General features: G+C 35.6%; 22 protein-coding genes. 11 read left to right on the top strand and 11 right to left on the bottom strand.

Features of this window, described 5'->3' with window-relative positions; translation table 11 throughout:
- Positions 1 to 57: 57 nt before the first annotated feature.
- The 3 genes from HND50_00420 to HND50_00410 form a co-directional block, all read right to left on the bottom strand.
- A complete protein-coding gene (locus tag HND50_00420) occupies positions 58 to 219 on the bottom strand; it encodes a hypothetical protein (GenBank protein NOG43668.1) in 162 nt (53 codons plus the stop codon).
- An 82-nt stretch (positions 220 to 301) separates the two neighbouring features.
- Positions 302 to 1813, bottom strand: coding sequence for a magnesium chelatase (locus tag HND50_00415; protein NOG43667.1), 1512 nt, complete (start codon positions 1811 to 1813; stop codon positions 302 to 304).
- Positions 1814 to 1832: 19 nt separating this feature from the next.
- On the bottom strand, positions 1833 to 2933 hold the full coding sequence (locus HND50_00410) for a hypothetical protein (GenBank protein NOG43666.1): 1101 nt from the start codon (positions 2931 to 2933) through the stop codon (positions 1833 to 1835).
- 185 nt (positions 2934 to 3118) lie between these two features.
- On the opposite strand from HND50_00410, the gene HND50_00405 reads away from it, so the two are divergent.
- A complete protein-coding gene (locus HND50_00405; protein ID NOG43665.1) occupies positions 3119 to 4051 on the top strand; it encodes a biotin--[acetyl-CoA-carboxylase] ligase in 933 nt (310 codons plus the stop codon).
- On the opposite strand, the gene HND50_00400 is transcribed toward HND50_00405, so the two are convergent.
- A complete protein-coding gene (locus HND50_00400) occupies positions 4038 to 5303 on the bottom strand; it encodes a DUF4105 domain-containing protein (GenBank protein NOG43664.1) in 1266 nt (421 codons plus the stop codon). The two genes, HND50_00405 and HND50_00400, sit on opposite strands and share 14 nt — an antisense overlap.
- Before the next feature lie 203 nt (positions 5304 to 5506).
- Between HND50_00400 and HND50_00395 the strand changes: the two genes are divergently transcribed.
- The 4 genes from HND50_00395 (at position 5507) to HND50_00380 (ending at position 9014) form a co-directional block, all read left to right on the top strand.
- Positions 5507 to 5923: a BrxA/BrxB family bacilliredoxin gene (locus HND50_00395; protein NOG43663.1), complete on the top strand. Its 417-nt coding sequence runs from the start codon at positions 5507 to 5509 to the stop codon at positions 5921 to 5923.
- 10 nt (positions 5924 to 5933) lie between these two features.
- A complete protein-coding gene (locus HND50_00390) occupies positions 5934 to 6428 on the top strand; it encodes an ABC transporter ATPase (GenBank protein NOG43662.1) in 495 nt (164 codons plus the stop codon).
- 327 nt (positions 6429 to 6755) lie between these two features.
- A complete protein-coding gene (locus HND50_00385; GenBank protein NOG43661.1) occupies positions 6756 to 7112 on the top strand; it encodes a hypothetical protein in 357 nt (118 codons plus the stop codon).
- Between the two features lie 45 nt (positions 7113 to 7157).
- A complete protein-coding gene (locus HND50_00380; protein NOG43660.1) occupies positions 7158 to 9014 on the top strand; it encodes a M1 family metallopeptidase in 1857 nt (618 codons plus the stop codon).
- A gap of 28 nt (positions 9015 to 9042) precedes the next feature.
- Here the strand turns inward: HND50_00380 and HND50_00375 are convergent, their stop codons facing one another.
- Complete coding sequence (locus tag HND50_00375) at positions 9043 to 9216, bottom strand: Arc family DNA binding domain-containing protein (protein NOG43659.1); 174 nt, start codon at positions 9214 to 9216, stop codon at positions 9043 to 9045.
- Between the two features lie 2 nt (positions 9217 to 9218).
- Entirely contained in the window at positions 9219 to 10106 is an 888-nt protein-coding gene (locus HND50_00370) for an SPFH domain-containing protein (GenBank protein ID NOG43658.1), read from the bottom strand.
- 159 nt (positions 10107 to 10265) lie between these two features.
- Here HND50_00370 and HND50_00365 point away from each other — a divergent pair, with 159 nt between their 5' ends.
- Positions 10266 to 12239, top strand: coding sequence for an AMP-binding protein (locus tag HND50_00365; GenBank protein ID NOG43657.1), 1974 nt, complete (start codon positions 10266 to 10268; stop codon positions 12237 to 12239).
- Between the two features lie 90 nt (positions 12240 to 12329).
- Complete coding sequence (locus tag HND50_00360) at positions 12330 to 13052, top strand: SDR family NAD(P)-dependent oxidoreductase (GenBank protein NOG43656.1); 723 nt, start codon at positions 12330 to 12332, stop codon at positions 13050 to 13052.
- Positions 13053 to 13107: 55 nt separating this feature from the next.
- Here HND50_00360 and HND50_00355 read toward each other — a convergent pair whose 3' ends face one another.
- From HND50_00355 to HND50_00345, 3 genes are all read right to left on the bottom strand, one after another.
- Positions 13108 to 13803: a hypothetical protein gene (locus HND50_00355; protein NOG43655.1), complete on the bottom strand. Its 696-nt coding sequence runs from the start codon at positions 13801 to 13803 to the stop codon at positions 13108 to 13110.
- 89 nt (positions 13804 to 13892) lie between these two features.
- Positions 13893 to 14675 carry a DUF1223 domain-containing protein gene (locus HND50_00350; GenBank protein NOG43654.1) on the bottom strand — a complete coding sequence of 261 codons (783 nt, stop codon included), beginning with the start codon at positions 14673 to 14675 and terminating at the stop codon, positions 13893 to 13895.
- 159 nt (positions 14676 to 14834) lie between these two features.
- Entirely contained in the window at positions 14835 to 15488 is a 654-nt protein-coding gene (locus tag HND50_00345) for a hypothetical protein (protein ID NOG43653.1), read from the bottom strand.
- A gap of 263 nt (positions 15489 to 15751) precedes the next feature.
- Here HND50_00345 and HND50_00340 point away from each other — a divergent pair, with 263 nt between their 5' ends.
- Positions 15752 to 16273 (top strand): peptidylprolyl isomerase, encoded by a 522-nt coding sequence (locus HND50_00340; GenBank protein ID NOG43652.1) that lies wholly within the window; start codon positions 15752 to 15754, stop codon positions 16271 to 16273.
- A 69-nt stretch (positions 16274 to 16342) separates the two neighbouring features.
- Here HND50_00340 and HND50_00335 read toward each other — a convergent pair whose 3' ends face one another.
- Complete coding sequence (locus tag HND50_00335) at positions 16343 to 17230, bottom strand: DMT family transporter (GenBank protein NOG43651.1); 888 nt, start codon at positions 17228 to 17230, stop codon at positions 16343 to 16345.
- 235 nt (positions 17231 to 17465) lie between these two features.
- Between HND50_00335 and HND50_00330 the strand changes: the two genes are divergently transcribed.
- The 3 genes from HND50_00330 (at position 17466) to HND50_00320 (ending at position 19371) form a co-directional block, all read left to right on the top strand.
- On the top strand, positions 17466 to 17642 hold the full coding sequence (locus tag HND50_00330) for a hypothetical protein (protein ID NOG43650.1): 177 nt from the start codon (positions 17466 to 17468) through the stop codon (positions 17640 to 17642).
- A gap of 107 nt (positions 17643 to 17749) precedes the next feature.
- Positions 17750 to 18595 carry an SDR family oxidoreductase gene (locus HND50_00325; GenBank protein ID NOG43649.1) on the top strand — a complete coding sequence of 282 codons (846 nt, stop codon included), beginning with the start codon at positions 17750 to 17752 and terminating at the stop codon, positions 18593 to 18595.
- Positions 18596 to 18603: 8 nt separating this feature from the next.
- The gene (locus tag HND50_00320) at positions 18604 to 19371 is read left to right on the top strand and encodes an enoyl-CoA hydratase/isomerase family protein (GenBank protein ID NOG43648.1); all 768 of its coding nucleotides are present in this window, start codon (positions 18604 to 18606) and stop codon (positions 19369 to 19371) included.
- A gap of 46 nt (positions 19372 to 19417) precedes the next feature.
- Here HND50_00320 and HND50_00315 read toward each other — a convergent pair whose 3' ends face one another.
- Positions 19418 to 21514, bottom strand: a complete 2097-nt coding sequence (locus HND50_00315) for a M3 family metallopeptidase (GenBank protein NOG43647.1) — start codon at positions 21512 to 21514, stop codon at positions 19418 to 19420.
- Positions 21515 to 21573: the final 59 nt, after the last annotated feature.

Raw genomic sequence — 21573 nt, 5'->3', positions numbered from 1 at the left:
ACAGGGGAAATAAAAAATCCCGGTGGCTGCCGGGATTTTATTGGGGTTAGGTTAATGCTAATTAAACAATGTTGAAACGATGTTGATTACTGCTGGTTTGGCTTTTTGGGTTAATGCTAAATAGGATTTTCTCGTTAAATCTTTTGTTACATCATAAAACATGTACAAAAATGGAAGCGCCATTAGGACTACAACTGCAACTTTTAAAAATTCATTCATTTTCTTCTCCGCTTAATTTTGAATGGTACTACGGAGTAAAAAAACAAAAGGTTTCAAAAAAAATTAATCCCTAAAAAATAAATTAAAACATATCCTGATTTCCCAAGTTTGCATAGTCATCCCCAGACTCTTTTAACATGCTGCTTAAAATATCTTTAAACTGCAATCTGGAATCCATAGCTACTTTGCTTAGAAAGGAATGCTCTGCCAATCCAAATAATGCAAATTCCATTAAAATATTAATCTCTTCTTCTGAACTATTTGTATGATATTTTTGAACAAGATTTTTTAATCCGGGAACATCATTCAATAATTTTTTGAATTCTTTATCACTTGCTGTAAGCAAAAGGTCAAGAGTGTTGTTGTTACCAAACCAGTCTACAATTTCCTGATAAGGGTTTACACTTTCTGTTTTTTTGGTTTTATCAGGATCAGGAAAATAATTTTTAAAATGTTGCTGAATCGAATTATTAATTAAGATATGGGCAATTTTTAAGGGACCTTCCTGCTCTCCTTCATAAACAAGTTCAACTTTTCCCGTAATGGAAGGAATTACTCCATACAAATCCAGGATACGTGCTATGGCCTTATCTTCCTTGTTTAAAAGCATACGCCTTTCTGCGGTACTGATTAGATTTTCATAAGCAGAAATTGTTAGCCTGGCTGATACACCGCTGTTTTCATCGATGTATTCGCTTTCACGGGCCTGAAAGGCAATTTCTTCAATAAGGGTTTTTAGTAACTCAGGGACACAAACATTTTCTTTTTGTGAATTTGTCAGCCGTGCTTCCTGTTGTGTAATTTGCATTGAATGTTCAATCTCACGCGGGTAATGTGTTAAAATCTGGCTGTCGATTCGGTCTTTTAGTGGTGTTACAATTGATCCGCGGTTTGTATAATCTTCAGGATTTGCAGTAAAAACAAACTGAATGTCCAAAGGCAGCCTTAGTTTAAATCCACGAATCTGAATATCTTCCTCCTGCAAAATATTAAACAATGCAACCTGAATCCTGGCTTGTAAATCCGGCAACTCATTGATAACAAAAATACAACGATTGGATCTGGGAATTAATCCAAAGTGAATTACTTTTTCATCTGAATAATGGAGTTTTAAAGAAGCAGCTTTGATTGGATCAACGTCGCCAATAAGATCTGCAACTGTAACATCCGGAGTGGCAAGCTTTTCTGTATAACGCTGAGAACGGTGCATCCAGTCGATTGGTGTCTCGTCGCCCTGCTCTTTAACAATTTGTTTGCCATGCCTGGAAACAGGATTCATCGGATCATCATTTAGCTCTGTTTCGGAAATTACCGGGATATAGGCGTCAAGTAAGTTATCCAGCAATCGGGCCATTCGGGTTTTTGCCTGGCCGCGTAGCCCTAAAAAGATAATATTATGCCGGGAAAGAAGTGCCCTTTCCAGCTCAGGAATAACAGTCTCTTCATAACCGATGATACCCTGAAAGAGTTTTTCATTTCCGGAAAGCTTTTTCACCAGGTTATCACGCATTTCATCTTTTATGGAACGCGAATAATAGCCGGAATTTTTCAATTGGCCGAGTGTTTTTATTTGATCGTGATTTTTTATCAGCATGGATTTCCTTATTTTTCTCTTATCGCATTTTCTTTCTTCGGTTACGTACATAATCTTCAAAAATATATTCACCCAATCCCTTTAAGCTGCTATAAAAAGCGCGTCCGTGATTTATTTTTGTAAAATCCTGAACAAATTTCTGCAAATAAGGATCGCGGGCAATCATAAAAGTGGTGATGGGTATTTTTAGTTTTCTGCAACGCGCTGACTGTGTCAAAGTTTTATTAACAATTTTACGATCCAGTCCAAAGCTATTTTTATAAAATCGCCCGTTTTCAATTAAGCACGTTGGTTTTCCATCAGTAATCATAAATATTTGTTTGTTATTCGTTTTCCTGCGGCGTAAAATATCCATGGCAAGTTCTAAACCGGAATAAGTATTTGTGTGGAATGGACCAACCTGAAGATATGGAAGATCTTTTATTTCAATCGGCCATGCCTGGTTCCCAAAAACAATAATATCCAAAGTATCTTTTGGATAACGCGTGGTAATTAATTCTGCCAGGGCCATTGCAGTTTTTTTTGCAGGTGTTATCCGGTCTTCGCCATATAAAATCATTGAATGGGAAATATCAATCATCAAAACTGTGGATGTTTGTGTTTTAAATTCACGTTCTTCAACCACAAGATCATTTTCTGTTAACTGAAATTTATCTGGTCCGTGGTTTATTTGAGCATTTAAAAGTGATGATGTTGAGTCAATCTGATCGGGTTCATCACCAAAAGTATAACGTCTGCGCTCAGCGGATGATTCATCCCCAAGACCGGCAAAAGGTGTTCGGTGATTGCCACGGTTATTTTTACGGAGTTTGCCAAATATCTCTTCCAGCGAACGTTGGCGGATGGTCTGTCCCGCCTTTGGTTTCACCTCAAAATTACCGGAATTTCCATCTTGTTCTTCTATATAACCTTTGTCTTTTAAATCCTCAATAAAGTCACCCATTCCATATTGATCGTCAGTCAAAGTGTATTGCTCATCCATCTGGTTCATCCAACGCAGAACTTCAGAAATGTCACCAGAAGCGTATGTAAGAAGTTCCAGAAATATATCCAGTAATTTATCAAAGCCCTTTTTATTATTATTAAAAGGGACAAATTGAGAGAAGTTTACACCAATCATAAATATTATTTTTGATTTTTATTATTTAACAATATGAACGGAAGATATGTTTTAATTATTCTGTAAAAGTAATTTTTGCATAAAAAATGATTCAAAGTTTTCGAAAAGTAGTTAATAGATATACAATTTTTGCAGCTTAGTTTGATTAAATTTATATTTGTAAAAACTAAATTACATTTAAAAAAATGATTATAATAACTGACAATAAAGAGTATTCAGAACAAATTTTTACTTCCATTCCAAATTGGATTAGGTATAAAAAAAGTTCTTATCCCCAGGCTTTGATAAAGATTACTGATAAGTTTTTTAGAAGCTCAAATTTATTCCAGACAGAAATCGAATCTGATCCAATATGGAAATACGCATTTGTTGTAAACCATGCGCAATCTTCGCAGTTTACTTCATTAATTGAACTTTCCCGTGATGAATGTGATTTACCTGGTGGAATTTTATGTTTTGCCCGGTCAGGAGATAATTTTAAAGGATATAGAAGCCGGAGCTGGGTAAGCTTGTCCGGGAATATTCACCTCTCTGCGTATATAAAACCCAACCAGGTGGTTGATTATTTTCATATCGGCTTTACAATTCTTTCAGCAATTTCTGTTATTCAGTCTATTGACAAAATCCCAAATATGGAAAAAAGATCGCAAATAAAATGGGTAAATGATATCCTGATTGACGATGGAAAAGTTTCAGGCGTATTGACTCAAACCCAAACTAAGGCGAATAAAGTAACAGATTTGTTTATCGGGATTGGTATTAATGTGAATGTAATTCCAAAACTGGAGTCAGATTTTATTGTAAAAAAAGCAACCTCGATCAATGCCAACCTCCCTGATTCACAAAAGACAACACAAGGCTTGATAGCTAAAAATCTTATACATGCATTATCAAAAAATTATTCACTTTTATTAAAAGGCCAATACAATAAAATTTTAGATTTATATCGAGAACGCTCAAAAATAATTGGCAAAAAAATAGAGGTATATTCCGATCCTATGCAGGGAAAGCCTGAAAAAAACAATGAAGGGAAAGTGGTTTCTATAGGGAAAAATCTTGAGCTATACCTTGAGGGAAAAGAAGAACCCGTTGTAAAAGGACGGATTATTTTAGTCTGAGATAACTTCCGCTAAAGAGAAAATGTCCTGCTGCAAATGCAACATTGACAGGCAAAAGAAAAAACATAATCATATAATTATCCTGATCAAACAGTGGTAATAGTTTCAGAATCATCAAAAGCAAACTTGAACCCGCCAATACCATCCATAATAGTTTTAAATACCCCCACAACTTATCCGATTTTTTGAAAAATAGAATTAAGGTTAAAAAGAATATGAAAAGTGTTATTGGATTTGCCAAAAACAGATTTTCATTTCCATGAGTAACAAGATGATCTGTAAACAAGCTCATAAAAAAAAGTACCGAGCCAATAATTCCCAAAAACAAGGAAATGATTGAATTATACACCAAAAAAATCACCCGGGAAAGCTTTTGGCCATTTGATGCCCATTGTGCTAACCCGATGGTTAATCCTGTTAAAATTAAGCCACTTAACACAGACCACAAAGGTGTATTTGATGCATTGAAAGGTACTTTCTTTTTCTCTGACTCATAATAAGTATAGCCATGCGAAACGACACTTTGCCTGGCACCGGAAGAATCAATAAAAACAGCATTGGCCACATATTTTGATAATTCATCCGGTAGAAACATTTCATCCCATTTAAAGATTTGCTTGTCAATGGTATCATTCATTAAAAACATCAACAGCCATTGCATAAAGGGTTGGTGTGCGGTATAGCGTAAAGTATGTTCTCTAAATGTTAAGCGGCCCTTTGTTTTCATTGAATCTGCAAACTGGCCTCCAACAGAAGCATCTATATAGTCACGCAAACGAGTTGCACAATTTTCATGATAATGATGATATAAATATCGGCTGTTTTCCGGCAAGACTGCATCGGCTAGTTTCCTGGCGAGTTCAATCCGTTTCTTTAAAGGAATATTTAATTCTTGAATTATTATTGTTCGCTTTGCCCGCACATAAACAGCAATTGTGGCTGCAAGAGAGTTTTCTCCCGCCCAAAAAATAAGGCGTCCCATTGCAAATCTACTGATAAATCCTTCGTCAAAAGAAAAATATCCAAAATTATAAACCCTTGAAATATCCAGGGTCGTATCTTTTACAACAAGGGCCGTGTGTCCCCACCAATCTGTTAACGTTTCACCCGGACCAAATGTAATTAAAGAAATTTGCAGATTCTCAGCTGAACTTTGTCCGTTTGCCCACGGTGTATTTGTTTTAATGTTTTGAGCAGACAAAAAAGAAGAAATCAGCATAATACCAATCGATAAAAAAAAAGATTTTTTCAAGATTTTGTAACCATGGTTAATAAGTTGAATCGAATAATTGTTTATAAAGTGAGGAAAGTAAAACTCTCTTGATTTTAAATCAACAAACTTGTTTTGCCTAAAAATAAATTTATAAAAAATATGGAAGTTTTTTGGCTTGATTTACGTTTACCGAAAAAACAATTTTTTTAATTAGAGGAGATTTTATGTTTCAAATGCAATCTATGTACCCGGAAGAACTTGTTGCACCCATGCGAGAAGAATTAACTTCTTCTGGATTTGACGAATTGAAAACCGTTGAAGACGTTGACAAAATGCTGGCTGATCATCAAGGGACCTCCCTTGTTGTTATAAATTCAGTTTGCGGTTGCGCAGCAGGAAACGCAAGACCCGGAGTACGAATGGCCGTAAATAATGAAGTTTTACCAGATAAACTCACAACTGTTTTCGCTGGTGTTGACCGCGAAGCTACGGAGAAAGTTCGGTCATATTTATTAGGATATCCTCCATCATCTCCTTCTATGGCATTATTTAAAGATGGACAGGTTGTTCATTTTATTCCTCGCATGAGTATTGAAGGACATATGCCTGAACAAATTGCTGAAAGCTTAAAAGACGCATTTAATGCACATTGTAAATAAAGAGAATAAAATGGTATTAGAAAGTTCGCCCGGGACGTCCAGAGTTTGGGTTTATGGATTTAACCTGCTATTGAGTCCGGAACAAAAAGCGATTGTTCAATCAAAACTTGAAGAGTTTAAATCTGGTTGGCAATATCATGGTAAAGCAGTTAATGGAGATTTTGAAATCATTCACGATCAATTTGTATTGCTAACAACCAATGATTCTATTTCTGGCTGTTCGATTGACAGTAGTGTTGCCGTGTTTAAAGAATTAAAGTTGATCCATGGTTTGGATGCACTTGATCAGAACCTGATTTTTTTTCGTAGCAAAAGAGGTGTTGAGGCAGTAAGCAGGCCTGAATTTCAGGTCTTAGTAACTGCAGGAGAGATCAATGAAAACACTAAAGTTTTTAATCTTTCTGTTTCATCAATCAATGAAGTTCGTGAAGGGAAATTTGAAGTAAACTTTAAAAATAGTTGGCACAGCCAGGCCTTTAAGTTAAAACCCGAAACCGTTTCTTAAAACTAAAAAGCCCCGTTAACCGGGGCTTTTTTTAATTTAAGCCACTGCGAGTATTTCGCTATTAATTACTCACAGAGGCTCCTATACTTCGACTATTGATAGGATCACCTCCTCCCTTCAGGGCACCAACATCACACAGAAAAGTTCCCTGTCAGCTTCTCTGTGCAGCGACAATAGATTCTTTTACTATAAAAGTATAGTCGGGTTCAAAATATTCCATATTAATAAAATATTGTTTATTTCCTATAATAAAACATAAACAAAATTTATTGCCACTTATCTAAATATGGGATACTTTTGCAGATTCACTTTTTGGAGGAAGCAATAATGATCAGTGCAAAACAAAAAGAATTTATTCAATTATGGGCAATTTCAGGTAAATCCATAGATAGTATTTCTTCTGAAATAAATGAAGAAAAGTCAACTTTGATTAAATGGGAAAAGCAGTTTAAAAAAGAGATAAACTCAGCAAAAGCAGAAGAGTACGATAAAATTCTGGAAAACAATTCTCTAAGTAGCATAAATCGTTTTACATACTTGTGCGAATTATACAATCGTTTGAAAAATGAGTTGGATAAGCGTGACTTTTCAGGGCTTCCAACCGATAAGCTTTATTACATTCTGGATGATGTTTACGATTTAATAAAATCAATAAAAGAAAACACCAACAACGAGATTAAATAAATCTGTAAATATATAAAGAACAACTTTTTAAATTTAGGAGTATTAATGATTCTTGTGGCCAAAATAAAATCTATTTCCATTTTTCTTTTTATTATTTCCATCGTTATAAGCTGTAAAAATACAGAAAAAGATATTCATAGTTTTGCAAATATAAATGACATCATTATTGAACACATGGATCTCGATCTCAAAGTCGATTTTGAGACACATAAAATAAATGGGATTGCATCTCTTATAGTAAATAATTTGTCCAATACTAATAAATTGGTACTGGATTCCTGGGATTTAGATATTTTAAAAGTTACACTTGATAAAAGCGATCAGGAGGTTAAGTTTAATCTTGGAGCTTATAAAAAGGATTTTGGACAGCCTCTGACAATTGATATTCTATCCGAAACAAAAGTAGTTCATGTTCATTATAAAACATCACCCAAAGCACAGGCTTTACAGTGGTTAACCCCGGAACAAACATCGGGGAAAGAGCATCCCTTTTTGTTTTCACAAAGTCAATCAATTTATGCCCGAACCTGGGTACCTTGCATGGATACTCCCAGCTTACGATTTACGTACACGGCAAAAGTCACAACAGACCCAAATTTACTTGCTGTTATGAGTGCATCAAATCCAACACAAAAAAACGAAGATGGGATTTATCATTTTAAAATGGATCAGCCTATCCCAACTTATCTTTTAGCATTGGCAGTTGGTGATATTGAATTTCAGCCACTCGGAGAAAATAGTGGTGTTTATGCAGAACCATCAGTTATTGAGAAGGCTGTTTATGAGTTTGCCGATACACCACAAATGATTAAGAAAGCTGAAAATTTATATGGCCCTTATAAATGGGGCCGCTTTGATGTTCTGGTTTTACCGCCAAGCTTCCCCTATGGTGGCATGGAAAATCCACGCCTTACATTTGCCACGCCTACAATTATTGCCGGAGATCGGTCACTTGTTGCACTTATTGCCCACGAACTTGCCCATTCCTGGTCTGGCAACCTGGTTACAAATGCAACCTGGGATGATATCTGGCTGAATGAAGGGTTTACAACTTATTTTGAATACCGCATCATGGAAGAACTATACGGCCGGGATTATGCTACGATGATTGAACAAATCGGATACCAGGATTTAAAAAGCACCCTTGATCACATAGGACATGATCATCCCGATACAAAATTAGCTATTGATTTAACCGGGCGTCATCCGGAAGAACCGGTTGGAAAAGTTGTCTATGAGAAAGGGGAATTATTTTTACGCACTCTTGAAGTGGCCTATGGCCGTGATAAATTTGACGAATTCTTGAAAACCTATTTTGATAAATTTGCTTTCAAGACTATGACCTCAGATGAATTTGCAAAATATATTTCAAGCACTCTCACAAAAGAAACTAAAAGCACAGGACAAGCTGTTCTTGTTTACGAATGGATTTATGGAACTGGTCTGCCGAAAAACTATTATATCCCGGATTCTCCGGAGTTTCGCAAAGTTGATACGCAACGCCAGTCTTTTATTGAAGGAAACCCGGCATCTTCATTGGATGTCTCAAATTGGACAACTCACCACTGGCTTCATTTTATACGGGTTTTACCACCAAAAATCAGCTTAGAACAATTAAGCGATCTAGATAAAACATTCAATTTCACAAATTCAGGGAATTCCGAAATTTTATACGCATGGTTTATTAAAGCTATTGAACATAACTACAACACAGCTTTCCCTGCTTTGGAGAATTTTTTGATGTCCGTTGGCCGGGCAAAATTTGTTGCCCCTCTTTACGGCGCATTAACACAAAGTGAAGAAGGAAGAGTTTTTGCTAAAGAAATATATAAAAAAGCACGGCCCGGTTATCATCCCGTTACATATGGCTATGTGGACGGAATTCTTGGACAACCAGAATAATAAATTGAGCAATGGCTGAAAACATCTATCAGCCCTTGCTCTCTTCTGACTCATTTTTTCTTTTACGAACTGCCTCACGCAAAACAAATTCAATCTGCCCGTTCAGGCTACGTAATTCGTCTTCTGCCCATTTATTAAGATCAACCCACAATTGCGGGTTGATCCTTAAAATTAATGATTTTTTCTTTTCGGTTGAAGGCATGATTAATATATAGAACCTGTATTAATAATTGGTTGGGCAGACTTGTCAGAACTTAAAACGACCATTAAATTGCTTACCATACTTGCCTTACGTTCTTCATCCAGCTCGATAACATTTTCATCTTTTAATCTTTTCAATGCCATTTCAACCATCCCAACTGCCCCATCAACAATTTTTTGGCGCGCAGCAATAATTGCCTCAGCTTGTTGACGCTGCAGCATGGCATGAGCTATTTCAGGTGCATAAGCAAGATGATTTATCCGTGCCTCATCAACTGTTACTCCTGCAGTTTTAACACGCTCCTGAATTTCTCTTCCAAGTGCTTCAGATACCTCATCAATCGAAGAGCGAAGGCTTTCTTTTTCGCCCCCTGTTTTATCATAGGCGTAATGTGTGGCCAAATGGCGTATCGCAGATTCTGATTGAATCCTTACATAACCGATAAAATCATCAACATCGAAAAGGGCTTGTGCAGTATCATTTACATGCCAGACAATAACTGCGGATATTTCAATTGGATTACCCTTTTTGTCGTTCACTTTAAGCTTATCACTATCAAAATTACGTGCGCGTAACGAGATTTTTTTTCTGCTGTATAACGGATTTGCCCAACGGAAACCCATTGTTTTTTCGGTCCCTTTGTACTTTCCAAATAAGAGGAGAGCAACCGCTTGATTTGGTTCCACGGTAAACAACCCGCTAAACATAAAACCCCATAATCCAAGAAAAAGGGCCGATACAAAAATAGTGATTGGACCTTCGGGGATAAAATGCTCTTTGGAAAGATAAATCCCATAAATAAAAGAGTAGATTGTAATTAAGACCAAAAGAATCAAAATACCCAAAGCAGTCCAACCGCTTTTCTGGACAGATAGTTTTTCATTTAACATGACAGCTCCTTTCATGAATGATTTCTTTATGATATCATTTTGATATCTTATTTTAAATATAATACATCAAAAATGAAAATCAACCTAATTTTCAAAAATCATCTTTTTTGGCAAAATGGAATTTGTTATGTTGAAAAAAAACTGTAAAGAAAGGTTATTATGGAGATTTCACCAGCACAACATCAGGAGAATTTGTGGAATGATTTTATAAAAAAAATCCAGCTGGGAGAAAACCTGCCTTTTGAAAAACATTGGGAAAAATTTAATCAAGTTTACTCGGATAGAAATGAAAAAGATGGCCCTGCCCTTGCTTGGTTTCCGGATGACAATGCACTTAAAAAATCCAATATTGCTTTACTAATGCAAGAATTGAATTTCACGGATTATAAAGAATTTCATACCTGGACTGCAAATAACCGATCCGAGTTTTGGCAAAAGGTTATTGAAAAATTGTCAGTTGTTTTTAAAACAAATCCATCAAAAATAATAAACCTGCCCGATGACGTTAAGAATCCTGACTGGTTGCCTGGAGCAAAATTAAATTGTGTTGATAGCTGTTTTACTGCTCCCGATGATCAACCTGCCATAATTTCTTCAAGTGAAAATTCGAATGAACTAAATATCACATCTTATGCAGATTTAGAAAAATTAGTTAACCGAATTGCCAATGGTCTTATCGAAAATAATTTTAAAATAAATGATGCGATTGCGATTTACATGCCAATGACAGTTGAATGTGTCGCGGCATATCTTGCCATAATAAAATGTGGTTTCCGGGTTGTATCAATTGCGGATAGTTTTTCTGCTGAAGAATTAAATAAAAGGCTTGAAATTTCTAAAAGTAAAGCTATAATTACTGTAGATTTTTATAGTAGAGCTGGAAAAAATATTTATCTTTACAACAAGGTTAAAGAAGCAAATTCTCCAAAAGCAATCATTATCAATACCGATAATTCAACTCCAAATATCAGAGACACTGATATTTTGTGGACTGATTTTTTATCAAAGGAGCGAAAGTTTGAATCGGTTATTTGCACTCCTTATGATGTAATAAACATCCTGTTTTCATCGGGTACAACCGGCGCTCCAAAGGCCATTCCATGGAACCATCTTACACCTATAAAAAATGCAATGGATGGTTGCTTTCATCAGGATCTTAAATCCGGAGACGTGGTTTGCTGGCCAACTAATATTGGCTGGATGATGGGACCGTGGCTCATTTTTGCTACATTTATTAATCAGGGTACAATGGCTTTATATGAAGGCGCTCCGGTAACAGAAGGATTTGTAAGATTTGTAAAAGACGCAAAGGTAAATATGCTTGGAGTAATCCCTTCTATAGTTAGAGCCTGGCGCACAAATGATCTTGTAAAACAAGATGATTGGCAAGACATCAATGTTTTCAGCTCTACAGGAGAACCATCTAACAGGGAGGATTATCTTTGGTTAATGAGCCGCACTCGTTATAAAGCACCCGTGATTGAATATTTAGGTGGAACGGAAATTGGAGGTGGTCATATTACCGGAACCGTTGTCCAGGCAGCATCTCCGGCAACATTTTCAACTGCAGCTCTTGGATTGGATTTCGTTTTCCTCAACGAAGAAAATAATCCAGTAAATGAAGGTGAAATGGGAGAATTATTTCTAATACCTCCTTCAATTGGGCTTTCTCAAAAACTGCTTAATAAAGATCATGAGAAAACATATTATAAGGATTGTCCTTTTGGCCCTGAACATGAAATATTACGCCGACATGGTGACCATATGGCAAAATTATTTAACGGATATTTTAGAGCACAAGGCCGGGCGGATGACACCATGAACCTCGGTGGAATTAAAGTTAGCTCATTGGAGCTGGAAACTGTGATTAATCAACACAGTTCAATTTATGAAAGCGCCGCCATCGCTGTTCAACCCCAGGGTGAAGGACAGGAAAAGCTTGTAATATTTATTATTCTCAAGCAAAATATTAATGTGCAAATACTTAAAAATGACCTTAACAAATTGATTGGTACAAAAATTAATCCCTTATTTAAAATATTTGATTTAATCATTAGAACTGAATTACCCAGAACTGCTTCAAATAAATTGATGCGCCGCGTACTAAGAAAAAATTACAACGCAGATAATTAGTTGCCTGATAACAATTATTAAAAAACTTTTTGTATAGATTTTTCCTTTGTAACTTAGGTTAAAAAATACCGGTTTGATAAGGGAGTAATTATGCCTCAAAAGAAGGCTTTGATAATTGGTTGTACTTCTGGAATTGGTCTTGAACTTACCTACCAAATGATTGAAAAAGGCTATATAGTTGGAGGCACAGGAAAAAGAGAAGATGTGTTGATTGAGTTAGATAAGGAGTTTTCCGGCCATTTTCATTGGTGTGTTTTTAATTCGCAAGATATAAATACTATTAAGCCCACTTTGAGCCATATGATTAAAAAGATGCACGGTATGGATATTTGCATCATTGCCGCAGGTACAATTGGCGAGAATCACAACCTGCAATGGGCCATTGATGAAAAAACAATCCGCACAAATGTTTTAGGTTTTACAGCTATTGCAAATTTTGCCGCTCATTATTTTTTAAAAACAGGATCCGGACATATTGTTGGCATTTCTTCGTTAAATAAATTCTTTGGTAGTATTTGCCACACATCTTTTAATGCATCAAAGGCTTTTATATCAATCTACCTTGAAGGATTGAGGAATAGAATGGAAAAACAAAAAATATATGTTACGGAAATTTGTCCGGGATTTTTAAAAACCCCGTCATTCGATGGGTTCAAAGAAATGCTTTGGATAATTCCCATGAAAAGGGCTGCAAAACAAATAATAAAAGCCATTGAACATAAGAAGAAAATCGCCTACATCTCAAAAAGATGGTATATTACAGGTTGGCTTTTAAGATTAATGCCAAGTTTCCAAAAAAGGATTTGGCAATAGTTCGGCATGCTCACCATAAGTAATTAAAATGACTTCTCCCCCTTTTTACCAGGGTTTACTTCGATTTTTGACGCATAATCCAGCCAAGCCAAATATATGTAAACGCCAGCGCCATCCCTAAAAGAGGTTCCCAATCAAATAAATTAAATGATTTTGCAATTGTAATAATTGTTGAGCTTACAGCAAAAACAACACAATACCATCCAAATGAATCAATCTTATTTTTTCTAACCCGGTGAATCCCAATTCCGGCAATCCAGAGACCAATCATAAATTCCCCAAAAAGGCGAAACTGCATTCCTAGTGCAACAAAAATTTCGTGTAGTAAAAGTGAATTATTTGTTCCCAGCGTAAATGCTTTTGCTGTAATGGGTGAAATAGTAAAAAAAACAATGGATGCGATAATCAAAAGATAAAAACCACATAGTCCCACAAGATAGGAAACTGTCGCCATTGACGAAGATCTGTTGCTATGCTGACGAAAAACTTGAGATGCAGCTAATGGAGCGGGTAGCATCAGAACCCCGATTATGGCATAATGAACCCACAAAATTGAGTATGCCAATTTATTAGCATCTATCCATGTAAGCAGGGCTTTTGTGTCTTCAAACATTGAAAACTCAAGTCCCATACTGCCCAGAACAACAAAAACATAAAATATTGAAGCAAGGACAAATATCCCAGCCATAATACTAAATGTTCCGGCCATACGAATAAAATGCTGATTCACTTTGCGGTGTTCAGAATTCATATTTTCCAACTTATTTTGATTAATCCCAGAGGTATGATAATATTGGGTAAGATAAGGATAAAAGATTATAGTGTAAAAAAAATATAAAATTAAATCAGTTTGGCAAGGGTTGCACCGCGGACACGCATATCAACCTTATTCTGAAGATAAACAAGGATGTGCATGTTATTTCGATCAATATCCGGAGGGCATTTAAAAAGAATTGTCCCTGATTTTTCAAGGCTATTTTTTTGTTTAAAAGCACGCACAATGTTAATACATTTAATTTTTTTTCCAGCATTTTCGCCACTCTTTACTTCAATTTCTCTGGAGTTTTCAACGAGAGCAAAATTTACATAACCGGAATTAAATTTATTTATATCATATTTTATTTTAATCGTATCATTCAAATGCTCAAATGTGGCTTCAATTTGTGTATTAGTTTCTGGCTTATTATCTAAGAACCCCGCTATCTTTTTTTCACAAAGGGATCTATTTGAACCGACAAATTCAAATTGGCCGTTCACAACCATTTGGGGTGTATAAATATTATATTTTTTAAAAACCCTTGAGTATTGTTGCTGTCGTTCGCTATAAATTTCATTACTAAATTTATCTACCCAACCAAGATGGTTCCAGTAATCCACATGGAAAGAAATCGGGTAAACAGGCAACCCTTCCTTATCTGCTATTTTCTGTACTTCTGCAAGATGTTTTTCAGCATCCGGGCAACTTGAACAACTTAGAGATGTAAATAACTCCAATACAACGAAAGAACCATTATTCACCACCTTTGGTAATGAAAGACTTGAATTGTCTGCCCCAAAGTTATTAAAAAGAAATATCCCCAAAACAAGAATTGAAGAAAACATGATTATAACATTCCTTTGCATTATGCTTTTTCCAAAATATTTTGCATGGAGAAACATAAATAATCGGAATTCTAAAATTCTCGCGGAATTATCATATTTTTTTCAAAATTATGGTATTTACTGGTAGGAATTTGTTACTGGCAATTTCTATTATTTGATGTAAAAAAAATATAATTGAAATTATTTATAATCGAGATCTTCAATTTGATCAACAAGATCAGCGTCAATTATTTCCCCATAGATTGAACTTCCCTCTTCGATAAAAACCGAGACAATGACATCTCTGTTATCATTAACTAAATCACCCTGGATTACGGAGCTGTCAGAAATGATAATTTTAACATTTCTCAATTTCTCAGGGATTTCATCATTAGCCTTAATGACTACAGATCCATTTATCTCTGAATTGTTTTCGATCGTAATCTTGCCGAAGTTTGAAATCAAATCGCCATCGAGTTCTATTTTATTTACTTCAATATCGCCGCTAATGTTTGAGACATTTCCAACAACTGTAGAATTATTTATTTCAATGAGACCGGTTAAACTTGTAATGTCCCCATCCACTTTTACTTTTTCAATTATAGAAATATTTCCATTTACAGTTTGGATGGAAGATTCAATACGAGTGAATTTTTTGATTTCAATATTACCATTTACAGTGCTGAGATTAGCCTCAACAATGCAATTTTCACCAATATTTATATTCCCGTTTACTGAGATCAGGTCATTCTCTACTGTAGTATTATCAGGGATAACAAAATCTTTATTTATATTTACATCGCAAGAGACTAAAAAAAGAAAAGCGAAGAAACTAAATCTCACAATGTTATTCATAAAAGGCTCCATTTATTAGCTCAGACCATAGTCGAGTATTAACATACGATAATCAAAGCTAATGTTGCATAGATTATTAATTCAAATTAATTTAAACTTTTTAAAATTTTAAGGAGATTTAGTTTATGAGATTTGCAAAATTTATTCTGCCCATTTTTTTTGTGGTTTTATTTTCATGTGAAGGAAAAAAGGATTTAGCACCTGAAAATGAAAAACTTAAAGAACAGGTAACAAAACTTGAATCCATGATCACAAAAATGCGCATGAGTGATGACAAATTGTTGTTTCTTGCCAGCAAACTGAATGGGATTAAGGCACGTTTTATAACCGATTATGGTAACATTGAAGTTAAATTCTTTCCTGAATCAGCCCCAATCCAATGTTTCAATTTTATTACCAGGGCAGAAAGTGGCTATTATGATAATACCCTCTTTCACCGCGTAATGGCTGGATTTATGATACAAGGCGGTGATCCTCATACAAAAACATCAAATAAAGCACTGTATGGTTCTGGAGGCCCAATTGCCAATATACCTCACGAATTTAATGAAAGAACCCATAAACGCGGAATTTTATCAACTGCCAGAACACCGAACATAAATGCCGGTGCCGGTTCACAATTTTTTATAATGCATGGTGACCGTCAGGGTTTAGACAAACAGTACACCGTTTTTGGCGAAGTAACCAAAGGAATGGACGTGGTTGATAAAATTGCCAGTTTGGAAACACAAGGCCAGATGGCAATTAACCCGGCCAAAATAAAAACAATTGAAGTTTACAGGTAAAAATATTTTATAAACCTTATTCTCATTTTCTCATATGGAGGGCCTCAAACCACACGAGGCACTCCTGTTTTACAGATTGTCCTTTGAGGCAAATGTCTGAATAATTATCCCGGCTACAATTAACACCAGTCCCAAAAATGTGGAAACATAGATTTCTTCTCCCAAAATCAGATTTAGAAACACCAAAGACAAAAATGGGGCAATGAAAATAAGGTTTCCAATCCTGGCTGCACTTGATGCAAGTTTTAGAGCTATCAACCAAAGGACAAAAGTTACTCCCATCTCAAACATACCGATATAGATTAATGGCACCCAGGCTTCAAAAACCGGTATTTCAATCCCACCCCAAAAAGGACTTGCCAAAAAAGTATATACCAGACCGAAACAAAATCCGATAAATAATTTGATGACCGGGTCCTGCTTATCTTTGGCATTTGTCAGCCAAAATGTTGCCCAGATAAGTGTGCTGACAATTGCGAGTGTTACCCCTAAATAGCTGACATTTGTAAAGGAGATGATCTCTCCACGTGTGGCAATTATTACTGCGCCAATAAAACTAATCAACACCGCTAAAACCTGTTGCGAAGTAAGCGTTTGTTTCAGGATTGGAACAGATAGCAGAATTAAAGCAATTGGCCAGGCATAGTTTAATGACATTGCAATTTGCCCCGGCAATAAACTATATGCTTCAAACAAAATTAAATAATAAAGAAATGGATTTAAAAAGCCAAGACCGGCAAAAATCAGAATATTTTTTAATTTTAACCTAAATAACTGATTCAGTTTTTTCTGAATAATTATTATAACAAAAAGTGAGATGGTTGAAACAAATACACTGTATAGTAACAAATGAAATGGGGATACATATTTCAATGCAATTTTAAAAGCCGTTGCCGAAGTTGCCCAAAATAAAATGGCCATTGCAGTAAAAATATATGCTTTTGTATTATTTTTCATACAGGTTTCAAAGGAAATAAATCAATATAGTAAAATGTTAAAATATGTTAGCTCGTTTAAACATAGACAAATTGAAAAACTTAATCTATAAAATATGATAATTATTAGCAGAATTATACATAGCATTATTGTAATATTTTTAACATTCTGCCTGGGATATGTATATTATTCTGTATTCTCCGGAACCATCAACTTTTGGACATACAGCGCACTTTGCGCAATATTGCTGGAGGGAATGCTTCTCTGGATAAATAAAGGCAAATGCCCGTTAACTAACTTTCAAAAAATGATTGGTGATGACAAAGGTTTTTTTGGTCTAATCCTGCCAAATAAAGCGATACCACTTGTAACACCCTCTTATGCATTTTTTACATCCCTGGCCTTAGTTTTAATTTGTTTAGTCCAGGTTTAAATCCAATCTTACAAGACACAAATAATTAAAAACTACCTTATTTGATTATTGCAACTGGTGCTGCCCTGTTTGCATATTATCACGAATAATTAAACAAGATTAATATCATGAAATCAATTGTAATTACAGGGGTATCCAGCGGTATCGGTTTAGAATGTGTAAAAATGTTTGCAAATGCAGGGTATAAAGTTTTTGGTAGCGTCCGTAAAAAAGAAGATGCTATTAAGATTAACAAAGAAATCGGACCAAATTTTATTCCACTTATTTTTGATGTTACTAATTCTGAAGCAATCAAAGAAAGCGTAGAAATTACAAAAAAAAATATTGGCAATTCCGGGCTTTCAGGTTTGATTAATAATGCCGGTATTGCCATTAGCGGCCCATTAATGCATGTCCCGACGGATGAACTTCAACAACAGTTTGATGTAAACGTTTTTGGCTTATTAAATGTAACCAGGTCCTTTTTGCCTCTGCTTGGAGCAAAACAAAATTATCCGCTTACTCCGGGAAAAATAATCAATATCAGTTCTGTTTCCGGCAAGATTGGATATCCATTTGCCGGACCTTATGCAGCATCTAAACATGCCGTCGAAGCCATTTCACACAGCTTACGCCGTGAATTGCTTATTTATGGTATCGATGTAATCATCGTTGGTCCAGGTTCTGTTAATACTCCAATTTGGGGCAAAGCTCCGGTTGATGATGTTAATGTTAAATATGGTGACAGCGATTGGGGGAAAACCATAAACCGCTTCAAGGAAGCTTTAAATGAGCAAGAGAAGAATTACCTTTCAGCAGATTTTGTAGCAGCAAAAATTTTTGATATCTTTCATAAGAAAAAACCAAAAACAAGATATCCGCTTTATAGAGACAAAATACAAAGCTGGATAATTCACAATCTTCTTACAGACAGAATGCTTGACAAAATTATACTTCGGAAATTTTTTAAATAGGATAGGTCATGGAAAACTTCAATACAATCAAACTTGAAAAAAACACAACTTATACACTTCTTGCGCTAAACCGTGGTAAATCAAATCCCATTAATATGGAAATGCTGAACGAGCTCCACACTTGCTTCAATCAATTGAAAAAAGACGAAAGTGTTTTAGGTGTTATTCTTACCGGCCAGGAACATTTTTTTTCAGTGGGTGTGGATGTTGTTGAAGTTTTTAATTATGATCGCGAGCAGAGCAAAGAATATTGGTCGCTGCTTTTTAGTCTCATGGTAAAAATGGCCAAATTTCAAAAGCCACTAATTGTTACTGTTTCAGGGCATTCCCCTGCCGGTGGATGCGTGTTGGCCATTCCAGCCGATTGGCGAATAATGGTTGATGGAAGTTACACAATCGGGCTTAATGAAGTACCTTTGGGTATTATTGTTCCAGAGAATTTTTTTCATATTTATTCATTCTGGCTGGGTAGAGGTAAAGCTTATCAATATTTGTTAGAAGGAAAACTTTTATCTGTAGACCAGGCACTTGAACACGGGTTGATTGATGAAAAATGCTCCGGAGAAACTTTATTAAAAAAAGCTGAAGAAAAGATGAATCAATACTTACGGATTATCCCAAATGTTTTTCAGACAAGCAAAATGAATTTTAGGCGAGAATTGTTTGTGCAGCTCGATATTGACTTTGAAGATTCTGTCGAAACGTTTTTAGACCAATGGTGGAGCAAAGAAACAAGGGCAACAATAAAGGGTCTTATTGAACGTTTAAAAAAATAAAAAAAAGATCATGCAGAGATTATCCCTGCATGATCACAAATATTATTTATTTTAGCCCGCGTTTTTTAAGTAACGGTTCTGTTTCAGGTTCACGGCCACGGAAATTCTTAAACATTTCCATTGCTTCTACTGTCCCGCCTTTTGCCAAAATATTATTACGATATGAATCGGCAGTTTCCTTATCGAAGATGCCTTTTTCTTTAAAAGCTCCAAACGTGTCAGCATCCATAATTTCTGACCAGATATAGCTATAATAGCCTGAAGAATATCCGCCGGTAATGTGGCGGAAATAAGTTGTGCGATAACGGCTGATAATTTCCGGAATCAATCCCAGGTCGTCTAACACTTTCTTTTCAAACTTATTAATATCCAGATTCGGATCTTCATTAGTCAATGTGTGGTACGCCATATCCAGAAGTGCTGCTGCCATGTATTCAACAGTTGTAAAACCCTGGTTAAATTTACCGGCTTTCTCTATTTTTTCAATCAAAGAAGCAGGCATTATTTCACCGGTTTGATAATGCTTGGCATAAAGATTTAACATTTCAGGTTCCAGAACCCAATTTTCCAAAACCTGTGACGGAAATTCCACAAAATCCCTGGGTACACTAGTCCCGGAAATAGATGGATATGTGCAATCGGATAATAAACCGTGAAGCGCATGTCCAAATTCATGAAACAAAGTATTGGCCTCATCCAGGCTTAATAAAGAAGGTGCATCTGCTGTTGGTTTTGTAAAGTTTCCAACATTGTAAATAATTGGTAACACTTTTTTACCATCCATTGCGCTTTGTTTACGGAAGGAATTCATCCAGGCACCGCCACGTTTGCTTCCGCGGTAAAACCAGTCAGAAAGATAAACGCCAACCATTGTGCCGTCTGCTTCTTTAACAACATACGTTTTAACATCTTCATGATATTTTGGAATATCTGTGCGTTCTTCAAAAGACAGCCCAAAAAGTTTTTCTGCAAGAATAAAAGATCCGGAAATTACATTGTCAATTTTTAGATATGGGCGAATTTCATCTTCATTTAAATCAAATTTTTCTTTACGGATTTTCTCTGCATAATACCACCAGTCTGAAGCAGCAAGCTTAAAATCGCCACCATCTTTATCAATCATTTTCTGCATCATAGCGCGTTCTTTTTTAGCCATTTTAAGGGCCGGAGGCCAAATCTTGTTTAAAAGATTGTATACATTGCCCGGTGTTTTGGCCATCCGTTCTTCTAAAACAAAATGGGAATGTGTTTCATACCCAAGCAGGTTTGCTTTGCGAATACGTAAGTTGACCATCTTGGCTATAATTTTTTTATTGTCGAATTCATTATTATTGTCACCACGATTTATATAGCCACCATAAAGCTTTTCACGCAGATCACGTCGCTCTGAAAATGTAAGGAATGGAATCCAGCTTGGTTTGTGTGGAGTAAAAAGCCACTTACCTTCATAGCCTTTTTCTTTCGCGGCTTCAGCAGCAGCATTTCGTACAGATTCCGGCAACCCGGCTAAATCTTCTTCATTTTCCAAAACCATTTCAAAAGCATTATCTTCCTTTAATACATTTTCGCCAAACTGAACAGCCAATACAGAAAGTTCTCCATTTATTTCGCGGAACTTAGCTTTGTTTTCATCAGATAAATTGGCACCACCACGAACAAACCCTTTGTAATAATCTGTTAAAAGCTGTGTTTGTTCACCTGTTAATCCTAAACCATCCTTGGTATCATAAAGTGTTTTTACTCTTTGGAATAAATCAGGATTTAAATTCCGGTCGTCATTGTGTTTGGATAATAATGGGGTTATTTCTTTATTGATTGCCTGCATTGTATCGTTTGTATTTGCAGAATTTAGATTGAAAAAAACATAACTGACATTTGTCAATAAAGGATCACTTTTTTCAAGTGCTTCTATCGTGTTGACAAATGTTGGAGCTTCCGGGTTGGCTGTAATTTTTTCAATGGCCGCCAGTTGATCCTCCATACCTTTTTTAAAGGCAGGTACATAATGTTCTTCACTTATTTGATCGAATGGTGCAATGCCATATGGCGTTTTCCATTCACTAAAAAAAGGATTTTGTACTTCTTGTTTTGTACACATAATTAAAACCATGCTAGTTAAGATTAACAAAATTAGTTTTTTCATTTACAATCCCCTTATAAAAAAAATGTTTAGTTAATTTGTCTTGCAGATGAGGGTATAAT

Source organism: Calditrichota bacterium (assembly GCA_013112635.1).
Lineage (GTDB): Bacteria > Calditrichota > Calditrichia > Calditrichales > J004 > JABFGF01.
Note: the sequence above shows the minus strand (reverse complement) of the source record. Positions and strands in the feature narration are given on the sequence as shown.